The following is a 15,919-nucleotide window of genomic DNA, read 5'->3' on the forward strand; positions in this document are numbered from 1 at the left end:
CGCAGAGATTCACTTGTTTGCGGGGGTAAAGTAATATTCCCCCGCTTCGTCCCGGTGGCCGCGCACACCGAACACCCGGTCGATGCGGCCGGAGCGGAACATCTGCTCCGGCGTTTCAAAGGCCACCAGCTGCCCGGCTTCCATCAGGGCGATATGGTGGCTCACCCGCAGCGCCTGCGCCAGATCGTGCAGCACCATCACGATGGTCTTACCCTGCTCGTTCAGCCGCTGCAGCAGGCTCAGGATTTCGAACTGAACCCCCAGGTCCAGATAAGTGGTGGGTTCGTCCAGCAGGATGACCTGTGTGTCCTGCGCCAGTGCCATGGCGATGTAGGCCCGCTGTCGCTCGCCGCCGGAAAGCTCCCGCAGATCCCGACCGCGCCAGTCCTCCACTCCGGCAGCCCGCATGGCCTCGGCCACCTTCTGCCGGTCCTCCGGGCGCATGCGGCGGGAAAGGCCCAGATAGGGAAACCGCCCGTGGGCCACAAGGCTTTCCACCGTGATGGCAGGCACGTCCCGCACCTGGGGCATCAGCGAGGCAAACCGGGCAAACTCCCGTCGGTCGTAATCCCCGGCCGGGCGGCCCGCCGCCAGCACCTGACCGGCGGAAGGGGTCAGCTGCCGTGCCGCCACCCGCAACAGGGTGGTTTTGCCGCAGCCGTTGGGGCCGATCAGGGTGGTGATGCGCCCGGCGGGGATGGTGAGCGACACATCCCGCAGGACCACGCCGCCCTGATAGCCGGCGGTGATATGGTTCAATTCAATCATAGACCCGGCTCCTTTTCTGGCGCAACAGCAAAAACAGAAAAAACGGCCCGCCCAGGAACGACATGAGGATACCCACCGGCAGCTCGAAGGGGGCAAACAGCACCCGACCCAGACTGTCACATCCCAGCACGAAGGCCATGCCCAGCAGTGCCGAAGCTGGCAGCAGAAACCGGTTGCCGCCGCCCACCAGCCGCCGGGCCGCGTGGGGCACCAGCAGGCCCACAAATCCCAACAGACCCGCGAAGCTCACCGCCGCACCCGCCAGCAGGCTGGAGGCCAGAATGCACAGAAAGCGCACAAGGCCCACCCGCATGCCCAGCGAGGAGGCGGTCTCCTCCCCCAGCTGAAGCAGGTCCAGATCCGCCGCCAGAAACAGCGCCAGCACAAAGCCAGCGCCGATGTAGGCGGCTGCCGGCCAAAGCGAGGTGAGCGCCACGCCGGAAAAGCTGCCGGTCATGAAGCCGGTGGCCCCCACCACCTGATCCGGATAGAGCAGGGTGATGGTGTCGATGCCGGCGGAAAGAATGCCGCTCACCGCGATGCCCGCCAACACCAGCGTGACCCGGGAGAGCCCCGCCTTTGCCGCAAGGCCGTAGATGAACAGGGTGGTGAGCAGAGCGCCCAGAAAGGCGGCCGCCGCCATGATTCCCGGCACACCGGGCAGCAGCGTGGCCGCCGCGATGGCAAAAAAACCTGCGCCGGAGTTCACGCCGATCACATTGGGGCTGGCCATGGCGTTGTTCAGCACCCCCTGAATGAGGGCGCCCGCCACCGCCAGCGCAAGGCCCGCCAGCATACAGGCCAGCGTGCGGGGCAGGCGCACATACACGAAGATACGCCAGGTGGTGGAGCCGGTGTCGCCGGTGCAAAGCACCTGCCACAGCTGCCCCAGCGAAAGGGACTGGCTGCCGCTGCACAGGCTGATCACCGCAGCGATCAGCGCCGCAGCCGCCAGCACCAACAATACGGTCAGCTTGCCCTTAGCCGATCTGGCCGGCAAGGTCCGGGTAAAGGATCTTGGCAAGATATGCATAGCTCTCCCCCCAGCGCGCATTGGGCTTGTAGTGGAACAGATCCTTGGGCAGGGTCAGGCAGCGGTCATTCTGCACCGCGGTCAGCTGCTGCCAGGCCGGGTTGTTCTCCACGTTCTGGGCCATGTAGTCCATGGCCTGCTGCTCCGAACCCATGGTGGTGATGAAGATGTAGTCCGGGTCCTCGGCGATGATCTCCTCCAGATTGATGTCCTCCAGAAGGGATTCATGCCGGGCAACCATGTTGTCCGCACCCAGATCCTCCAGCATATAGCCCACCATGTTGTCGGCCCCCTTGGCCTTCACGCCGGTGGAATAGGCACGCAGCAGCAGCACGGTGGGGCTCTCCTCATCCTTCACCAGCTGCCGAATCGAGTCGATCTGTTCTTTGACCGCCAGACCGTTCTGCTCATACAGATCCTGCCGGCCGGTGAACTGGCACAGCTGGGCCAGCATGTCCAGATATTCCTCAAAGGAATCCACCCGGTAATAGGCATGGGTGATGCCCGCCTGAGTGAGGGCCTCGTCCATATCCACCTGGCTGGAGGTGTCCGCATTCATGATCACAAAATCCGGGTCGGCGGCGATGATCTCCTCCAGATTGGGCTCCTTTACGGTGCCGATGATGGCCACCTCCTCGCCCAGATCCATGCCCCGCTCTTCAATGGCATCCTGCGTGGCGCCCACCAGCGTGCCGCCCGCCAGCGTCCAGGTTTCGGCGTAGCTGCCGTAGGTGGCAACCACCCGATCGGTGCTTTCCACCGTGACGGTGTTGCCCACCGCATCGGTGAAGGTGTAAGCCCCTTCGCCCTGACTGGTGCTGCCCGGCTGGGCCTGCTGGGAGACCGCACTTGCTGCCGTGCTGCTGCCGGTGGTACTGCCGTTACTCTGGGCCGTGCCGCAGCCCGCGAGCAGGGCGGCGGAAAGGGCCGCGGCCAGCACAGCCGCGCCGATCTGTCTGCCTGTTTTCATGGTTTGTTCTCCTTTGTACGATCAAAACGTCAGCCAAAAATCTGCCGGGCCACATCCGCCGAACATTTGGCATCCTTCACATAATAATCCGCGCCGATCATCTTTGCGTAATCCGGCGTGAGCACCGCGCCGCCCACCATGATCTTGCAGTCCACGCCCGCTGCACGCAGCGCCTCGATGGTCTGCTGCATGGCGGGCAGGGTGGTGGTCATCAGGGCGCTCAGACCCACCAGCTTTGCACCGTGGCGGCTGGCAGCTTCCACCACCGCTTCCGGCGGCACGTCCCGGCCCAGATCGATCACCCGGTAGCCGTAGTTTTCCAGAATCACCTTCACGATGTTCTTGCCGATGTCGTGGATGTCGCCCTTCACGGTGGCCACCACGATGGGGCCCTTCTTCTCGCCGGAAACGCCCTGCTTTTCGATGGCGGTTTTCACCTCATCGAAGGCAACCTGCGCCGCCGCCGCGCTCTGCAGCAGCTGAGGCAGAAAACAGGTGCCCTTTTCAAAGGCATCGCCCACCTGATCCAGCGCCGGGATCAGCACTCCGTTCACCAGCTCCTGCGGGTCGGTGGTCTCCAGCGCCAGCCGGGCCGCTTCGCCCGCCTGGGCCTTCAGGCCCAGAACCACAGCATCCTTCAGGTCCACCGGCGCACCGGGCTGGGCCGCAGGCTGCACCGGGGCGGCGGTCTGCCCGCCGTAAGCAGCAATATATTCCGCCGCGCCCTCGTCCTGAGCGGTGAACACCCGGAAAGAGCGCACCGCCGCCATCATGGAGGGTTCGTTGGGGTTCATGATAGGCAAGTCCAGTCCGTGGGCCAGCGCCATGCCCAGAAACGCCGTGTTCAGCTGGGGCCGTACCGGCAGACCGAAGGACACATTGGAAACGCCCAAAACGGTTTTCAGGCCCAGCTCTTCTTTCACGGTACGCACCGACCGCAGAGTGTCCCACACATCCTGCTGCTGGGCGCTGGCAGTCAGGGTCAGGCAGTCGATGTACACATCCTCCCTGGGGATGCCCGCCTCCAGCGCCGCATTCAGGATGCGGCGGGCCATCTCCACCCGGTCCTCCGCTTTGGCGGGGATGCCGCTGTCGTTCAGGGTCAGGCCCACCACCGCCGCACCGTACTTTTTGCACAGGGGCAGCACCGCCGCCAGCACCGCGGGCTCGGCGTTCACCGAGTTCACGATGGGCTTGCCGTTGTAAACCCGCAGGCCCGCTTCCAGCACCTCGGGGCGGGTGGAGTCCAGCTGCAGAGGCAGCTCGGTCACGCCCTGAATGGCGGTCACCGCACGGCGCATCATCTCCGCCTCGTCGATCTCGGGCAGGCCCACATTCACGTCCAGAATCTGGGCGCCCGCCTGGGCCTGTTCCACCGCCTGGCCCAGCAGATAGTCCATATCCCCGGCCCGCAGGGCTTCCTTCATCTTCTTTTTGCCGGTGGGGTTGATGCGCTCACCGATTACGGTGCCGGGGCGCACCTTCACCGCCTGCATAGCCGAGCAAACCCAGCTTTCCGGCTGGTAAGCGGCCCGCCGGGGTGCGCAGCCCGCAAAGCATTCCGCCAGTTCCTTTAAATAAGCCGGGCTGGTGCCGCAGCAGCCGCCCACCGCGGCCACACCCAGGCGCTTGTACTGATCCATCTGCTCCCGGAAGTCCGCCGGGTGCAGGTCGTAAAGGCCGGTGGCCGGGTCAGGCAAACCCGCATTGGGCTTTGCGAACACCGGCAGGCGGCAGGCGGCGCAGAGCCGCTCCACCAGAGGCAGGATCTCGGCGGGGCCCAGCGAGCAGTTGATACCCACCGCGTCCGCGCCAAGGCCCTGCGCGGTCACCGCAAAGCTCTCCACCTGACAGCCGGTGAAGGTGCGGCCGGTGGCCTCAAAGGTCATGGAGGCCATCACCGGCAGATCACAGGTCTCCTTCGCGGCCAGGATGCCCGCCTTTACCTCCAGCAGGTCGGTCATGGTCTCAAAGTACACCGCGTCCGCACCGGCGGCGGCGCCCGCCGCCACCACCTCCTTGAACAGGTCGCAGGCCTGCTCGAAGGGCAAGGTGCCCATGGGCTGGAGCATCTCGCCCAGAGGGCCGATGTCCAGCAGGATCTTCGCATCGGTGCCCTCGGCGGCCTTTTTGGCGCACTGCACCGCGGCGGTGACCACCTGGGCCACCGTATAGCCGCAGCCCGCCAGCTTTTTACCGTTGGCGCCGAAGGTGTTGGTGCTGATGAAATTGGAGCCAGCCTCCAGATAGGCTTTGTGGATGCCGGTCACCGCCTCCGGATGGGTCACACTCCACACATCCGGGATCTCGCCGGGCGCAAGGCCCGCCTGCTGCAGCATGGTTCCCATGGCCCCGTCCAGAATCCAGACGCGGCTTTCGTCAAACAGTTTATTGGGCACAGGGTTTGCCCTCCTTTCGTTTCGTACAGGTATCCCGCAGGGCGCAGGTAGCGCAGCCTGCCAGCTTACCCTTCACCGGATGATCCGCCGCGCCGCACAGGGCGGTGATGCTTTTGCCCGGAGTGAGCACACAGCTGGCAGTGGAGCATATCCCCGCCTGACGGCCCGCGTCCAGCCACTGCACAAAGGCCGGCTGCACCGTGATGGGCCAGTCACCGTAGCCGGGAGAAAACCGGCCGGTCAGGTATCGCCCTTCCCGTTCCAGCAGCGCCCGCTGCTCGTTTTCCAGTGCATTCGCCAGCTGCTCCACCAGTGTGCTGGCGGCGGCGTCCAGCACCACGCCGTATGCCATATCGGTGGCCATGGCCCGGCGCAGGGCACCATCCACCCCGGCGCCCAGCGTCACCGCCAGCAGCAGGCCCTCGTCGCAGCCCTGCAGATGGGCGGCAATGTCCCGCCCGGCCAGCAGAGGGGCCAGCCTGTCCGCCGGCAGGCGGCGAACGGCGGCCCGGGGCGCGGCGGTTCGCCACAGCTCGGCGGCGGCTCTGTCCAATAGAGCGTCCACCGCCGGAGGAACCTCCTTGCCCGCGCCGCCCAGATACCGCAGGGCTTCGTCCCGATCCAGCGCCGGGGGCAGCGGCCGGATCACGCCTTTGCCTCCGGCAGCAGATCCCGGATGCCCTCATACACCCGGCGGGCCACCTCGGGATTGTTCATGGCGTAAAGATGCACGCCGTCCGCGCCGCCTTCGATCAGATCCCGCAGCTGCTCAATGGCGTAGTCGATGCCCGCGTCGAACAAAGCGGCCTCGTCGCCGTCGTACCGGCTGATCATCTTGGTGAACCGGGGCGGCAGGCTGGCGCTGCTCAGCGCCACGGTGCGCTGCACCTGCCGGGCGGACACAATGGGCATTACGCCCGCCTGCACCGGGGCCTGAATGCCCGCCTTGCGCACCAGATTCATGAAGCGGTAGTAACGGGCGTTATCAAAGAACAGCTGGGTGACCAGATGCTCCACCCCCGCGTCCAGCTTGTATTTCAGGTTCTCCACGTCCTGACGCAGATTTTCGCTTTCCACATGGCCCTCCGGGTAACAGGCGCCCGCCAGATAGAAGTCGCCCTTGCTCTTTACGAAGGAGGCCAGATCGCTGGCATGGAAAAAGTCCTTGCTGCGGGGAGCGTCGGGGCAGATGTCGCCCCGCAGGGTGAGCACGTTTTCAATGCCCGCTTTCTGCAACGCCTGCACGGTCTCGGCCACCTGTTCGCGGGTGGAGTTGATGCCGGTCAGGTGGGCCAGCGGCTCCACCCCCAGCTCCTGTTTCAGATGCCGGGCAATCTGCACGGTGGAAAGCCCCGCCTTGCCGCCGCCGGCGCCGTAGGTCACGCTGATGTAATCCGGCGAAAGACCGGCCAGCTTTTCCAGCGTGGGATACAGACTTTCGGGCGTGGCCCCGTTCTTCTTGGGCGGAAACACCTCGATGGAAAATACACATTCTTTTTGCCGGAACACCTGCGACAGACGCATAGCTCTAGCCCTCCCCTTCTATTTGCTTTGGTTTGGGCAATACCGCATAATTCCAGGTGGTGGAGCGCGCCGGAAAATTTTTTGTGATATGAATCAAAAAGCGCAGCCAATCCTTGGTGGATTGGCGAGCATTTTTGGAAAATAGCACGGAAAATTTTGGCGCGACACACCGCCTGAGCCGTTAGGCGTGAATTGTGCGGTGTTGCCTTTGTATTACATTAGCAATAACAATTGTTCTATTATAGCATAGATACCGGGCTTGAAAAAGTTTTTTCTTTCTGCCTGCAATAATCCGGCCCGGCTGTGCGTATTCCCTGCAGCAGGCGCAAAAAAACGCCCCCGCCGGGGGATACTAGGCAGTGTGGCGGCCCGGCAGCCTGCATCGGTTCAACACAAGGCAACACCGCGCAATTCCAGATGGTGGAGCGAACCGGAAAATTCCGGCGTAATTGTGCAGTGTTGGCACAAGAAAAAGGAGTTATTTTTATGAAAAAGCTTGCAATCACTCTCACCGCCCTGACTCTGGCCCTGGCGCTGGCCGCCTGCGGTTCCACCGCCGGCAGCTCTTCCAGCACCGCCTCCTCCGGCGCGGCTTCTTCTTCCGCTTCCTCCTCTGCCCAGAGCGGCTCCACCGAGACTGTGGATACCAGCGACCTGACCACCGTGATGGACGCCCTGTTCAACGGCATTGCCGAGGATCAGATGCCCATGCTCATGCCCCAGGAGGACGGCAGCAAATATGCCCCCCTCACCGAGGAAAACTCCGAGCACAACACCGGCGTGGCCATGAGCGCCTATAAAGAGGGGCTCTGCGCTGAAGCCGCCATGAGCGCCCAGGCCCACTCCATCTGCCTGCTGAAGGCAAACAGTGCCGAGGAAGCTGCCAAACTGGCCGAGGACGTGGCCGCGAACGCCAATCCCCGCAAGTGGATCTGTGTGGAGGCCGAGCGCACCGTTGTGGCCTACTCCGGCGACACCGTGCTGCTGGCCATGAGCTACAACGACCTGGCCCAGACCGTTCTGGACAACTTCAAGGCCCAGTGCGGCGAAGAGAATGTGACCGTTGTGAAGGATCAGGCCAGTGCCGACATGGCCATGCCCGAGGGTGGCGACGTGACCTCCGACCCTGTGGCAGCCATGCCTGAGGATGCTTCCGGTGCGCTGTAAACCGGTTGCGGTAAGCTGCGCGGCGGCCGCTCTTGTGCTGGCCGCCGCGCTGGTTTTGTCGCTGAGCACCCCGCGCCGCCAGCCGGACGAAAACGGCATGTATCAGCAGGAGGGCTACTGGGTGCAGTATCTGGGCGAGCGGGATGAAAAGAGCGCTGATTCCTTTGTAAAAAAGGTAAATACCATTCGCGACACTCTTCTCACCGAAGAGAACAAAGTCTACTGCGCCATCATTCCCGATAAATCCCACTACCTGCCGGATGAGGGCTGGCCGGTGCTGGATTTCGACGCCATGGCAAGCCAGGTGCAGGCCGGACTGGACGATTCCATCACCTGGATCGACCTGCGGGACAAACTCACACTGGCGGACTACTACAAAACCGACGCCCACTGGAGGCAGGAAAACCTGCAGCCGGTGGTGGACGCACTGGGCGAAGCCATGGGGTTCTCCCAGGAGCTTTCCGGCTGGGAGCAGCACGCCTTTGACGGCTTCGTGGGCAGCTACGGCAAGTACATCCCCGCCCCGGCCGAGCCGGAAACGCTGGTCTGGCTGACCAGCCCGGCCACCGAGGCCGCCCGGGTGGACAACTTCCAGTACCCGGAGGCCACCGCCGTTTACGACACCTCCAAGCTCAGCGGCGCGGGCAGCTACGATGTATTTTTGAACGGGGCCACCCCGCTGCAGACCATCGAAAACCCAAACGCCGCCACCGACCGGGAGCTGGTGATCTTCCGGGATTCCTTTGCCAGCAGCCTTGCGCCCCTTCTGTGCGAGCAGTACCGCACCATCACCCTGATCGATCTGCGCTACATGGTCAGCGGTCTGGTGCCCCAGTATGTGACCTTTACCAATCAGGATGTGCTGTTTCTGTTCAGCAGCTGGGTGGTAAACGAAAGCGCCATGCTACGCTGAGACAAAAAGCCGCTCTTCCGCCTTCCGGTAATCCGAAGCGGAGGGGCGGCTTTTTGTCTGCCCGGTTTGCAAAAGAGGGTGGATTATGGTAGGATATTTGATAGAGAATTTTCGCCCGGAAAGGAGGCTTTTGCCATGAAGATCATGGAATCCGCCGAGGATTATCTGGAGACGATCCTCGTGCTTCTGCACCGGAAGGGCCACGTGCGCTCCATCGACATCGCCAACGAGATGTCCTACTCCAAACCCAGCGTTTCCACTGCCATGAAAAAGCTGCGGGAAAACGGATACATCCATGTGGATGAGATCGGCCTGATCACCTTGACCGACGAGGGCCGTGCCATTGCCGAGAGTGTATACGAGCGGCATACCCTGCTCAGTCAGGTGCTCATCGATCTGGGCGTACCCGAGGACATTGCCCGTGAGGACGCCTGCCGCCTGGAGCACGATCTGCATCCGGTAAGTTTTGAGCGAATCAAGGAATGCTATCGCCGCCACAAGCAGGCCTGAACACGATTCCAATCCACGGGCAGCCCGATTTCCGGCGGGCTGCCCGCCTTATTTCAAACAGATACGAGGTGTTGTTTGCATGAATTATGATGTGATCCGTGCCCAGAGCGCACAGGCCGTGCGGGAGCTTCTGTCCGCCGCAAAGCTGCGGCCGGGCAGCATTCTGGTGGTAGGCTGCTCCTCCAGCGAAATCGTGGGCAGCCAGATCGGCCACGGCTCCAGCCTGGAAGCCGCGCAGGCTGTGTATGAGGGCATCGCCCCGGTGCTTCGGGAAGCGGGGGTCTTTCTGGCCGCCCAGTGCTGTGAGCATCTGAACCGGGCCCTCATTCTGGAGGAGGAGGCCCTGCCCGTGGGGGCTGAACCGGTGAACGTGATTCCCCAGCCCAAGGCGGGCGGCAGCTTTGCCACCACCTGCTGGCAGCGGTTTGCCCATCCGGTGGCGCTGGAAAGCATCCGGGCGGATGCCGGCATGGATATTGGCGACACCCTGATCGGCATGCACCTGAAGGCGGTTGCGGTTCCGGTGCGGCTGAGCGTACGCCACATTGGTGAGGCCAATCTGGTCTGCGCCCGCACTCGCCCCAAATACATCGGCGGCAGCCGGGCTGCCTACGCGGAAGCGTAAAGGAGGGTGCAAGAATGAACGAACTGCATGAACAGCTTGCTCAGCGCACCGCGCAGGTGCGCTGCCGCATGGACGAGGCCTGCCGTGCCGCCGGGCGTGATCCCGCATCGGTGCAGCTGTGCGCCGCCAGCAAGACTCAGACCTCCGACACGGTGCGCGCCGCCTGGAACATCGGCATTGACGTATTCGGTGAAAACCGGGTACAGGAGCTGGTGGAAAAGCGGGCCGCCGGGGCTTACGGCTCCACCCCGCTACACTTCATCGGCCACCTGCAAACCAACAAGGTACGCCAGGTGGTGGGCGCGGCGGATCTGATTGAATCGGTGGATTCCGAGCACCTGCTGCTGGCGGTACAGAAGGAAGCCGCCCGCCAGAACATCGTGCAGCCGGTGCTGCTGCAGGTAAACATCGGCGGCGAGGCCAGCAAGGGCGGCGTTGCCCCCGACGGGCTGATGGCCCTGTTGGAACAGGCGGATGGAATGGAAAACATTCTGGTCAAGGGCCTGATGTGCATCCCTCCGAAGGAAACCGAGCCCGCCGCCCAGCGCCGATGGTTTGCCGCCATGCGCGCTCTGTTTGATGAGGCTGCGGCCTGCAGCTGGCAGAAAGCCCGGATGGAGATTCTGTCCATGGGCATGAGCGGCGATTTTGAGGCCGCCATTCAGGAGGGCGCCACTCTGGTACGGGTGGGCACCGCCATCTTTGGGCCCCGGGCCTATCCTCTACCCGCCGAACCCTGAGAGCCTTGTTTGCTCCGATTATTCCACCCATTGCCCCGGTTCTTCGGCCGGGGCCTTTTTGCGCCTTTCTTTCGGCTCCAATCTGTCAATATATCACAATAAAGTGGTAGTGCGACGTGCTTTTCTTCCTCCTTTTCCACAAAACCTGCCGATTTTCTGCATCTTTTCACCAAGCTTTTTGCCGTGAATTTGCCCGGGCCGCACACAATTGCCGAACCTTGGCTCAAACCCTTGCAATGCCGCCAGAGCGTTGTATACTTTTATTTATATTGCAAAATCGTTCTGTCCTTTTGACCAAAGGCAACTGGGAGCGATGGGAAAGGCGGTCTTTTGGATGAAACAGTTTAAGCTACCGCGCAGGCTCAGAAACCTGCTGCTGGTGCTGGCAGGCAACGCCCTTTATGCCCTTGCGGTGGACATGTTCGTTCTGCCCTGCGGGCTGATTACCGGCGGCACCACCGGCCTTGCCCTGATCGGCCAGCACTGGCTGGGCATTTCCATCTCCACCTTTGTAATGATCTCCAACGTGATTATGTTCATTCTGGGCGCAGCTGTCATGGGCCGATGGTTCGCCTTCAACACAGCGGTTTCCACCTTCTGCTACCCCATCTTTCTGGAACTGTTCAGCTGGATTCCCGGCATCGGAGACATGACCCGTGACCCCATGCTGGCCACCGTGTTCGCCGGTGTGATGATCGGCGCGGCCATTGGTCTTGTGATCGGCGCAGGCGCTTCCAGCGGCGGTATGGATATCCCCCCCATTGTGGCCAACAAGTTCTGGGGCGTGCCCATCTCGGTGGTCATGTACGGGCTGGACTTCGCCATTCTCATCGGGCAGATGTTCTTCGCGGAAAACCGGGAGCAGATCCTCTACGGCATCCTGCTGGTGCTGCTCTACACCATCGTGCTGGACAAGGTGGTGCTGATGGGCCACTCCAAGATTCAGGTAAAGATCCTCAGCGAAAAGAGCGACGAGATCCGCCAGCTGATCCTGAAGGTGCTGGACCGTGGCTGCACCCTGCTCCACGCCCAGACCGGCTACGCCCGCAACGAGTGGGACATGGTGCTCACCGTGATCACCAACCGGGAGCTGGCAAAGCTGAACCATCTGGTGCAGGAGGTTGATCCCCAGGCCTTCATTATCATCGACTCGGTGAACGAGGTCCACGGCCGCGGCTTCACCCTGCGTAAACAATACAAATAACCATTCTATATGTGATGCGTCTCTTGGGAGACGCATCTTTTTTTGCCTTGTTCACGGTTGGTTTTCGTTTTCTTGCATTTTTTCTCCTGCTATCTTGACATTTTACCCGTGGTGTGGTAAAAAGAATCAGGCGTTTGTTAGTTTACGCTAACCATATGCAGTTTGGACTAACCATTTGCAGTCGTGGCTAACTGCCACATAACCACTATCAGGAGGACACACTGCCTTGATGATCAACAAACGGCTGATCGGGATGGTCAGCGATTCCAAAAAACATATCGCCCGGAATGTGGCATTCCAGTGGGCGGCACTGGCCGCAAACATCGCCATGCTGCTTGCCATCGCCCGGTACCTTTCTCGGCTGTTGGCCGGTCAGCCTGCTTCGCTGGCCGGTACGCTGCTGGTGGCCGCTGCTCTGGCCGCGGTTCGCTTTGTCTGTGCAAGGCAGGCGGCAATCTGCTCCTACCGGGCCAGCCGAAGCGCCAAGCAGTCGCTGCGCCGCACCATTCTGGAAAAACTTCTGCGGCTGGGACCGGGCTATTCCAGCCGGGTTTCCACCTCTGAGGTGGTGCAGGTAACAGTGGAGGGCGCCGAGCAGCTGGAAAGCTATTTCGGCGCGTATCTGCCCCAGTTCTTCTACAGCATGCTTGCCCCGCTGACGTTGTTCTGCGTGCTGGCGCCCATCAGTCTTTCGGCGGCGGTGGTGCTGCTGATCTGCGTGCCGCTGATCCCGGTGTCCATTGCGCTGGTGCAGACCTTTGCCAAAAAGCTGCTGGCCCGCTACTGGGGCCAGTACACCGCATTGGGCGACAGCTTTCTGGAAAACCTGCAGGGCCTGACCACCCTGAAAATTTATCAGGCGGACGAGGAACGCCATCGGCGGATGAACGAGGAGGCCGAGCGCTTCCGGCGCATCACCATGAAGGTGCTCACCATGCAGCTGAACTCCATCACCATCATGGATCTGGTGGCCTACGGCGGCGCGGCACTGGGCATCATTGTGGCCGCACGGCAGTTCGCCGCCGGGCAGATTGGCCTGTTTGGCTGCTTTGCCATCATCATGCTCTCGGCGGATTTCTTTCTGCCCATGCGGCTGCTGGGCTCCTATTTCCACATTGCCATGAACGGCATGGCCGCTTCCGAAAAGATCTTCAAGCTGCTGGATCTGCCGGAGCCGGAAGAAAAGACCGGCGTCATCGACCCGGAAAACTGCACCCTGCGCTGTGAAAACGTGCATTTTGCCTACGATCCCCAGCGCCCCATTCTGAAGGGCGTGGATCTGGAACTGCCCCGCACCGGTCTGGTGGCTCTGGTGGGCGAATCCGGCTGCGGCAAGTCCACACTGGCAGGCCTGCTGGCCGGCCGGTTGGAGGGCTACACCGGCAGCATCACCGTGGGCGACCAGCAGTTGAGCGAGATCCGCTTTGCCAGCCGAATGCAGCAGATCACCACCGTGGGCTTTGCCGCCCGGCTGTTCAAGGGCACCGTGGCAGAGAACCTGCGCATGGCGGCCCCCGATGCCAGCGACGAGGCCCTGTGGCAGGCGCTGGAGCAGGTGAAGCTGGCGGATTTTTTGCGCAGCGAACAGGGGTTGGAGACCCCGGTGGCCGAAAAGGGCGCCAACTTCTCCGGCGGGCAGTGTCAGCGTCTGGCTCTGGCCCGTGCCCTTTTGCACAACAGCCCCATTTATATTCTGGACGAAGCCACCTCCAACATCGACGTGGAGAGCGAGAACCAGATCATGGCGCTGGTGCACCAGCTGGCCGAGACCAGAGCGGTGTTACTCATCTCCCACCGGCTGGCCAACGTGACCGGCGCACAGCGCATCTACGCGCTGGAGGAGGGCCGGGTCGCCGGCTGCGGCACCCATACCCAGCTGCTGACCACCTGCCCCTGCTACCAGCGGCTGTGGAACAGCCAGCAGGCGCTGGAACACTACACCCCCGACACTGAACAGGAGGCTCTTGCATGAAAAAACGTTCCGATCTGGCGGTAATGCTCCGGCTTGTGGGGCTGGTCAAACCGCTGATGGGCTTTATGACCCTTGCCATTGCCATGGGTGTGGCGGGCTTTCTGTGCGCCCAGTTCATTCCCATCTTCGGCGGCCTGGCCATCGTGAAGGCTCTGGGCGGCGCGGGTCTGCCCGCTCTGGGCGTGCTGTTTGCCTGCATGGGTGTGTTTGCGCTGGCCCGCGGCGTGCTGCGCTACGCCGAGCAGGCCTGCAACCACTACATTGCCTTCAAACTGCTGGCCCTCATCCGGGATAAGGTATTCGGCGCGCTGCGCCGCCTGGCCCCCGCCAAGCTGGATGGTCGGGACAAAGGCGACCTGATCGCGGTGATCACCTCGGACATCGAGCTGCTGGAGGTCTTTTACGCCCACACCCTCTCCCCCATCGCCATCGCGGCCATCATGTCGGTGATCATGACGGTGTTCATCGGCAGCTACCACTGGCTGCTGGGCCTTGTCGCCGCGCTGGGCTTTTTCGCCGTGGGCGTGGTGGTGCCGGTGCTGGCTGCCCGTTTTGGTGGCAGCCGGGGTCTGGAGTACCGCACTCAGGCTGGTGCGCTGAGCGCCTTTGTGCTGGACAGCCTGCGCGGTCTGGGTGAGCTGCTGCAATACGACGCGGGCCAGCGCCGTCTGGATGAGCTGGACGAGCGCACCGGCAGTCTGCTGGCCACTGAAAAGAAGATGAAAACCGCGCTGGGCACCGCAACCGCCTGCACCGGTGCGCTGATCTGGCTGTTTTCGCTGGCCATGCTGGCGGCGGGCAGCCTGCTCTACACCAATGGTCTGGTGGGCTTTGACGGGGTGCTGATTCCCCTGATCGCCATCCTCAGCTCCTTCGGGCCGGTGGTGGCGCTGGCCAATCTGGGCAGCACGCTGCAGCAGACCTTCGCCGCCGCCAACCGGGTGCTGGACATTCTGGACGAGGAGCCGGTGGTAGCGGAAAACACCACCGGGCGCACTATCCCCTTCACCGGTGCGGCCTGCGACAATGTGAGCTTCACCTACGAAGCCGAGCCCATTCTGAAAAACGTGAGCCTGACGCTGCCGGAAAACAAAATCATCGGCATCACCGGCCGCAGTGGCAGCGGCAAGTCCACCCTGCTCAAGCTGCTCATGCGCTTCTGGGACGTGGGCGATGGTGCGGTTGCCATTTCCGGCGAAAACGTGAAGAACATTCGCACCGCCAGCCTGCGCAACCTGCAGAGCTATGTGACCCAGGAAACCTACCTGTTCCACGACAGCATTGAAGAAAACGTGAAGCTGGCCAAGCCGGACGCCACCCACGAAGAGGTGGTGGAAGCCTGCAAAAAGGCCTCGGTGCACGACTTCATCATGAGCCTGCCCAACGGCTACGACACCAACGTGGGCGAGCTGGGCGACACCCTCTCCGGCGGCGAGCGGCAGCGGCTGGGCATTGCCCGGGCGTTCCTGCACGACGCGCCGCTGATTCTGCTGGACGAACCCACCAGCAATCTGGACAGTTTGAACGAAGCGGTGATCCTGCAGAGCCTGCACCGCCAGCGCAAGGGCAAAACCGTGGTACTGGTGAGCCACCGGGCCTCCACCATGCGCATTGCCGACACCACCTACAGCGTGGAGCACGGGCGGCTCAGCTGAGCCGCCTCTCTCCGGCGCCATACAGAAAGGATTGTTTGTTTATGAAATACCTCTACATTGCATTGGGTCTTGTCTGCCTGGCGCTGGGCGCCGTGGGAGCGGTGCTTCCCCTGCTGCCCGCTACCCCGTTTTTGCTGGGCACCTGCTTTTTCTTCGCCAAAGGCAGTGACCGGCTGAACCGGTGGTTCCTTTCCACCAAGCTGTATCAGAAGAATTTCAAACGCTTCCGGGAACAGCGGGCCATGACCTGGCGCACCAAGATCGGCATCATGATCACCGTGACCCTGACCATGAGCATCGCCTTTGTGATGATGCACGAGGTGCTGATCGGCCGCATCGTGCTGGGCTGTGTGTGGCTGTTCCATGTGTACTATTTTATCTTCCGCATCCGCACACTGGATGCCGAGTAAACAAAACGAGGGCGTTCCTGCTTTGGCAG

Annotated in this window: 15 protein-coding genes; 9 read left to right on the forward strand and 6 right to left on the reverse strand. The window is 62.4% G+C overall.

The annotated features are described in order from the left end of the window. Positions 1-9 precede the first annotated feature (9 nt). The 6 genes from ACESYO_RS04360 to ACESYO_RS04385 are packed head-to-tail and all read right to left on the reverse strand — an operon-like array spanning position 10 to position 6,694. Positions 10-768, reverse strand: coding sequence for an ABC transporter ATP-binding protein (locus tag ACESYO_RS04360; protein WP_058967178.1), 759 nt, complete (start codon positions 766-768; stop codon positions 10-12). Next, complete coding sequence (locus ACESYO_RS04365) at positions 761-1,768, reverse strand: FecCD family ABC transporter permease (protein ID WP_346672561.1); 1,008 nt, start codon at positions 1,766-1,768, stop codon at positions 761-763. Before ACESYO_RS04365 ends, ACESYO_RS04360 begins: the two co-directional genes overlap by 8 nt. Then, positions 1,749-2,771, reverse strand: coding sequence for an ABC transporter substrate-binding protein (locus ACESYO_RS04370; protein ID WP_058967179.1), 1,023 nt, complete (start codon positions 2,769-2,771; stop codon positions 1,749-1,751). The genes ACESYO_RS04365 and ACESYO_RS04370 overlap by 20 nt, the downstream gene beginning before the upstream one ends. 29 nt (positions 2,772-2,800) lie before the next feature. Further along, positions 2,801-5,170: a homocysteine S-methyltransferase family protein gene (locus ACESYO_RS04375; RefSeq protein ID WP_276869851.1), complete on the reverse strand. Its 2,370-nt coding sequence runs from the start codon at positions 5,168-5,170 to the stop codon at positions 2,801-2,803. Next, positions 5,160-5,819, reverse strand: coding sequence for a methionine synthase (locus ACESYO_RS04380; RefSeq protein ID WP_132587387.1), 660 nt, complete (start codon positions 5,817-5,819; stop codon positions 5,160-5,162). Before ACESYO_RS04380 ends, ACESYO_RS04375 begins: the two co-directional genes overlap by 11 nt. Further along, positions 5,816-6,694: a methylenetetrahydrofolate reductase gene (locus ACESYO_RS04385; protein WP_058967181.1), complete on the reverse strand. Its 879-nt coding sequence runs from the start codon at positions 6,692-6,694 to the stop codon at positions 5,816-5,818. Before ACESYO_RS04385 ends, ACESYO_RS04380 begins: the two co-directional genes overlap by 4 nt. Before the next feature lie 486 nt (positions 6,695-7,180). Here ACESYO_RS04385 and ACESYO_RS04390 point away from each other — a divergent pair, with 486 nt between their 5' ends. The 9 genes from ACESYO_RS04390 (at position 7,181) to ACESYO_RS04430 (ending at position 15,890) form a co-directional block, all read left to right on the forward strand. Continuing rightward, positions 7,181-7,861 carry a hypothetical protein gene (locus ACESYO_RS04390; RefSeq protein ID WP_058967182.1) on the forward strand — a complete coding sequence of 227 codons (681 nt, stop codon included), beginning with the start codon at positions 7,181-7,183 and terminating at the stop codon, positions 7,859-7,861. Then, complete coding sequence (locus ACESYO_RS04395) at positions 7,851-8,774, forward strand: DHHW family protein (RefSeq protein ID WP_058967183.1); 924 nt, start codon at positions 7,851-7,853, stop codon at positions 8,772-8,774. The genes ACESYO_RS04390 and ACESYO_RS04395 overlap by 11 nt, the downstream gene beginning before the upstream one ends. Positions 8,775-8,909: 135 nt before the next feature. Next, positions 8,910-9,284, forward strand: coding sequence for a metal-dependent transcriptional regulator (locus tag ACESYO_RS04400; RefSeq protein ID WP_058967184.1), 375 nt, complete (start codon positions 8,910-8,912; stop codon positions 9,282-9,284). Between the two features lie 79 nt (positions 9,285-9,363). Next, positions 9,364-9,909: a TIGR01440 family protein gene (locus ACESYO_RS04405; protein ID WP_058967185.1), complete on the forward strand. Its 546-nt coding sequence runs from the start codon at positions 9,364-9,366 to the stop codon at positions 9,907-9,909. Between the two features lie 14 nt (positions 9,910-9,923). After that, a complete protein-coding gene (locus ACESYO_RS04410) occupies positions 9,924-10,649 on the forward strand; it encodes a YggS family pyridoxal phosphate-dependent enzyme (RefSeq protein ID WP_058967186.1) in 726 nt (241 codons plus the stop codon). A 334-nt stretch (positions 10,650-10,983) separates the two neighbouring features. Then, on the forward strand, positions 10,984-11,853 hold the full coding sequence (locus ACESYO_RS04415; RefSeq protein WP_058967187.1) for a YitT family protein: 870 nt from the start codon (positions 10,984-10,986) through the stop codon (positions 11,851-11,853). Between the two features lie 229 nt (positions 11,854-12,082). Beyond that, positions 12,083-13,825: an ABC transporter ATP-binding protein/permease gene (locus tag ACESYO_RS04420; RefSeq protein WP_373209425.1), complete on the forward strand. Its 1,743-nt coding sequence runs from the start codon at positions 12,083-12,085 to the stop codon at positions 13,823-13,825. After that, on the forward strand, positions 13,822-15,480 hold the full coding sequence (gene cydC / locus ACESYO_RS04425) for a thiol reductant ABC exporter subunit CydC (RefSeq protein ID WP_058967189.1): 1,659 nt from the start codon (positions 13,822-13,824) through the stop codon (positions 15,478-15,480). Before ACESYO_RS04420 ends, cydC begins: the two co-directional genes overlap by 4 nt. A gap of 41 nt (positions 15,481-15,521) precedes the next feature. Continuing rightward, complete coding sequence (locus ACESYO_RS04430) at positions 15,522-15,890, forward strand: YbaN family protein (protein WP_058967190.1); 369 nt, start codon at positions 15,522-15,524, stop codon at positions 15,888-15,890. Positions 15,891-15,919 lie beyond the last annotated feature (29 nt).

The organism is Allofournierella massiliensis (genome assembly GCF_964241245.1).
In the GTDB taxonomy this organism is placed as follows: Bacteria; Bacillota; Clostridia; order Oscillospirales; family Ruminococcaceae; genus Allofournierella; species Allofournierella massiliensis.

Excerpts from the sequence above, each read along its gene's own strand:
- ACESYO_RS04360 (WP_058967178.1), bottom strand. The coding sequence starts at position 768 with ATGATTGAATTGAACCATATCACCGCCGGCTATCAGGGCGGCGTGGTC.
- ACESYO_RS04370 (WP_058967179.1), bottom strand. The coding sequence starts at position 2,771 with ATGAAAACAGGCAGACAGATCGGCGCGGCTGTGCTGGCCGCGGCCCTT.
- ACESYO_RS04385 (WP_058967181.1), bottom strand. The coding sequence starts at position 6,694 with ATGCGTCTGTCGCAGGTGTTCCGGCAAAAAGAATGTGTATTTTCCATC.
- ACESYO_RS04390 (WP_058967182.1), top strand. The coding sequence starts at position 7,181 with ATGAAAAAGCTTGCAATCACTCTCACCGCCCTGACTCTGGCCCTGGCG.
- ACESYO_RS04400 (WP_058967184.1), top strand. The coding sequence starts at position 8,910 with ATGAAGATCATGGAATCCGCCGAGGATTATCTGGAGACGATCCTCGTG.
- ACESYO_RS04405 (WP_058967185.1), top strand. The coding sequence starts at position 9,364 with ATGAATTATGATGTGATCCGTGCCCAGAGCGCACAGGCCGTGCGGGAG.
- ACESYO_RS04410 (WP_058967186.1), top strand. The coding sequence starts at position 9,924 with ATGAACGAACTGCATGAACAGCTTGCTCAGCGCACCGCGCAGGTGCGC.
- ACESYO_RS04415 (WP_058967187.1), top strand. The coding sequence starts at position 10,984 with ATGAAACAGTTTAAGCTACCGCGCAGGCTCAGAAACCTGCTGCTGGTG.
- ACESYO_RS04420 (WP_373209425.1), top strand. The coding sequence starts at position 12,083 with ATGATCAACAAACGGCTGATCGGGATGGTCAGCGATTCCAAAAAACAT.
- cydC (WP_058967189.1), top strand. The coding sequence starts at position 13,822 with ATGAAAAAACGTTCCGATCTGGCGGTAATGCTCCGGCTTGTGGGGCTG.
- ACESYO_RS04430 (WP_058967190.1), top strand. The coding sequence starts at position 15,522 with ATGAAATACCTCTACATTGCATTGGGTCTTGTCTGCCTGGCGCTGGGC.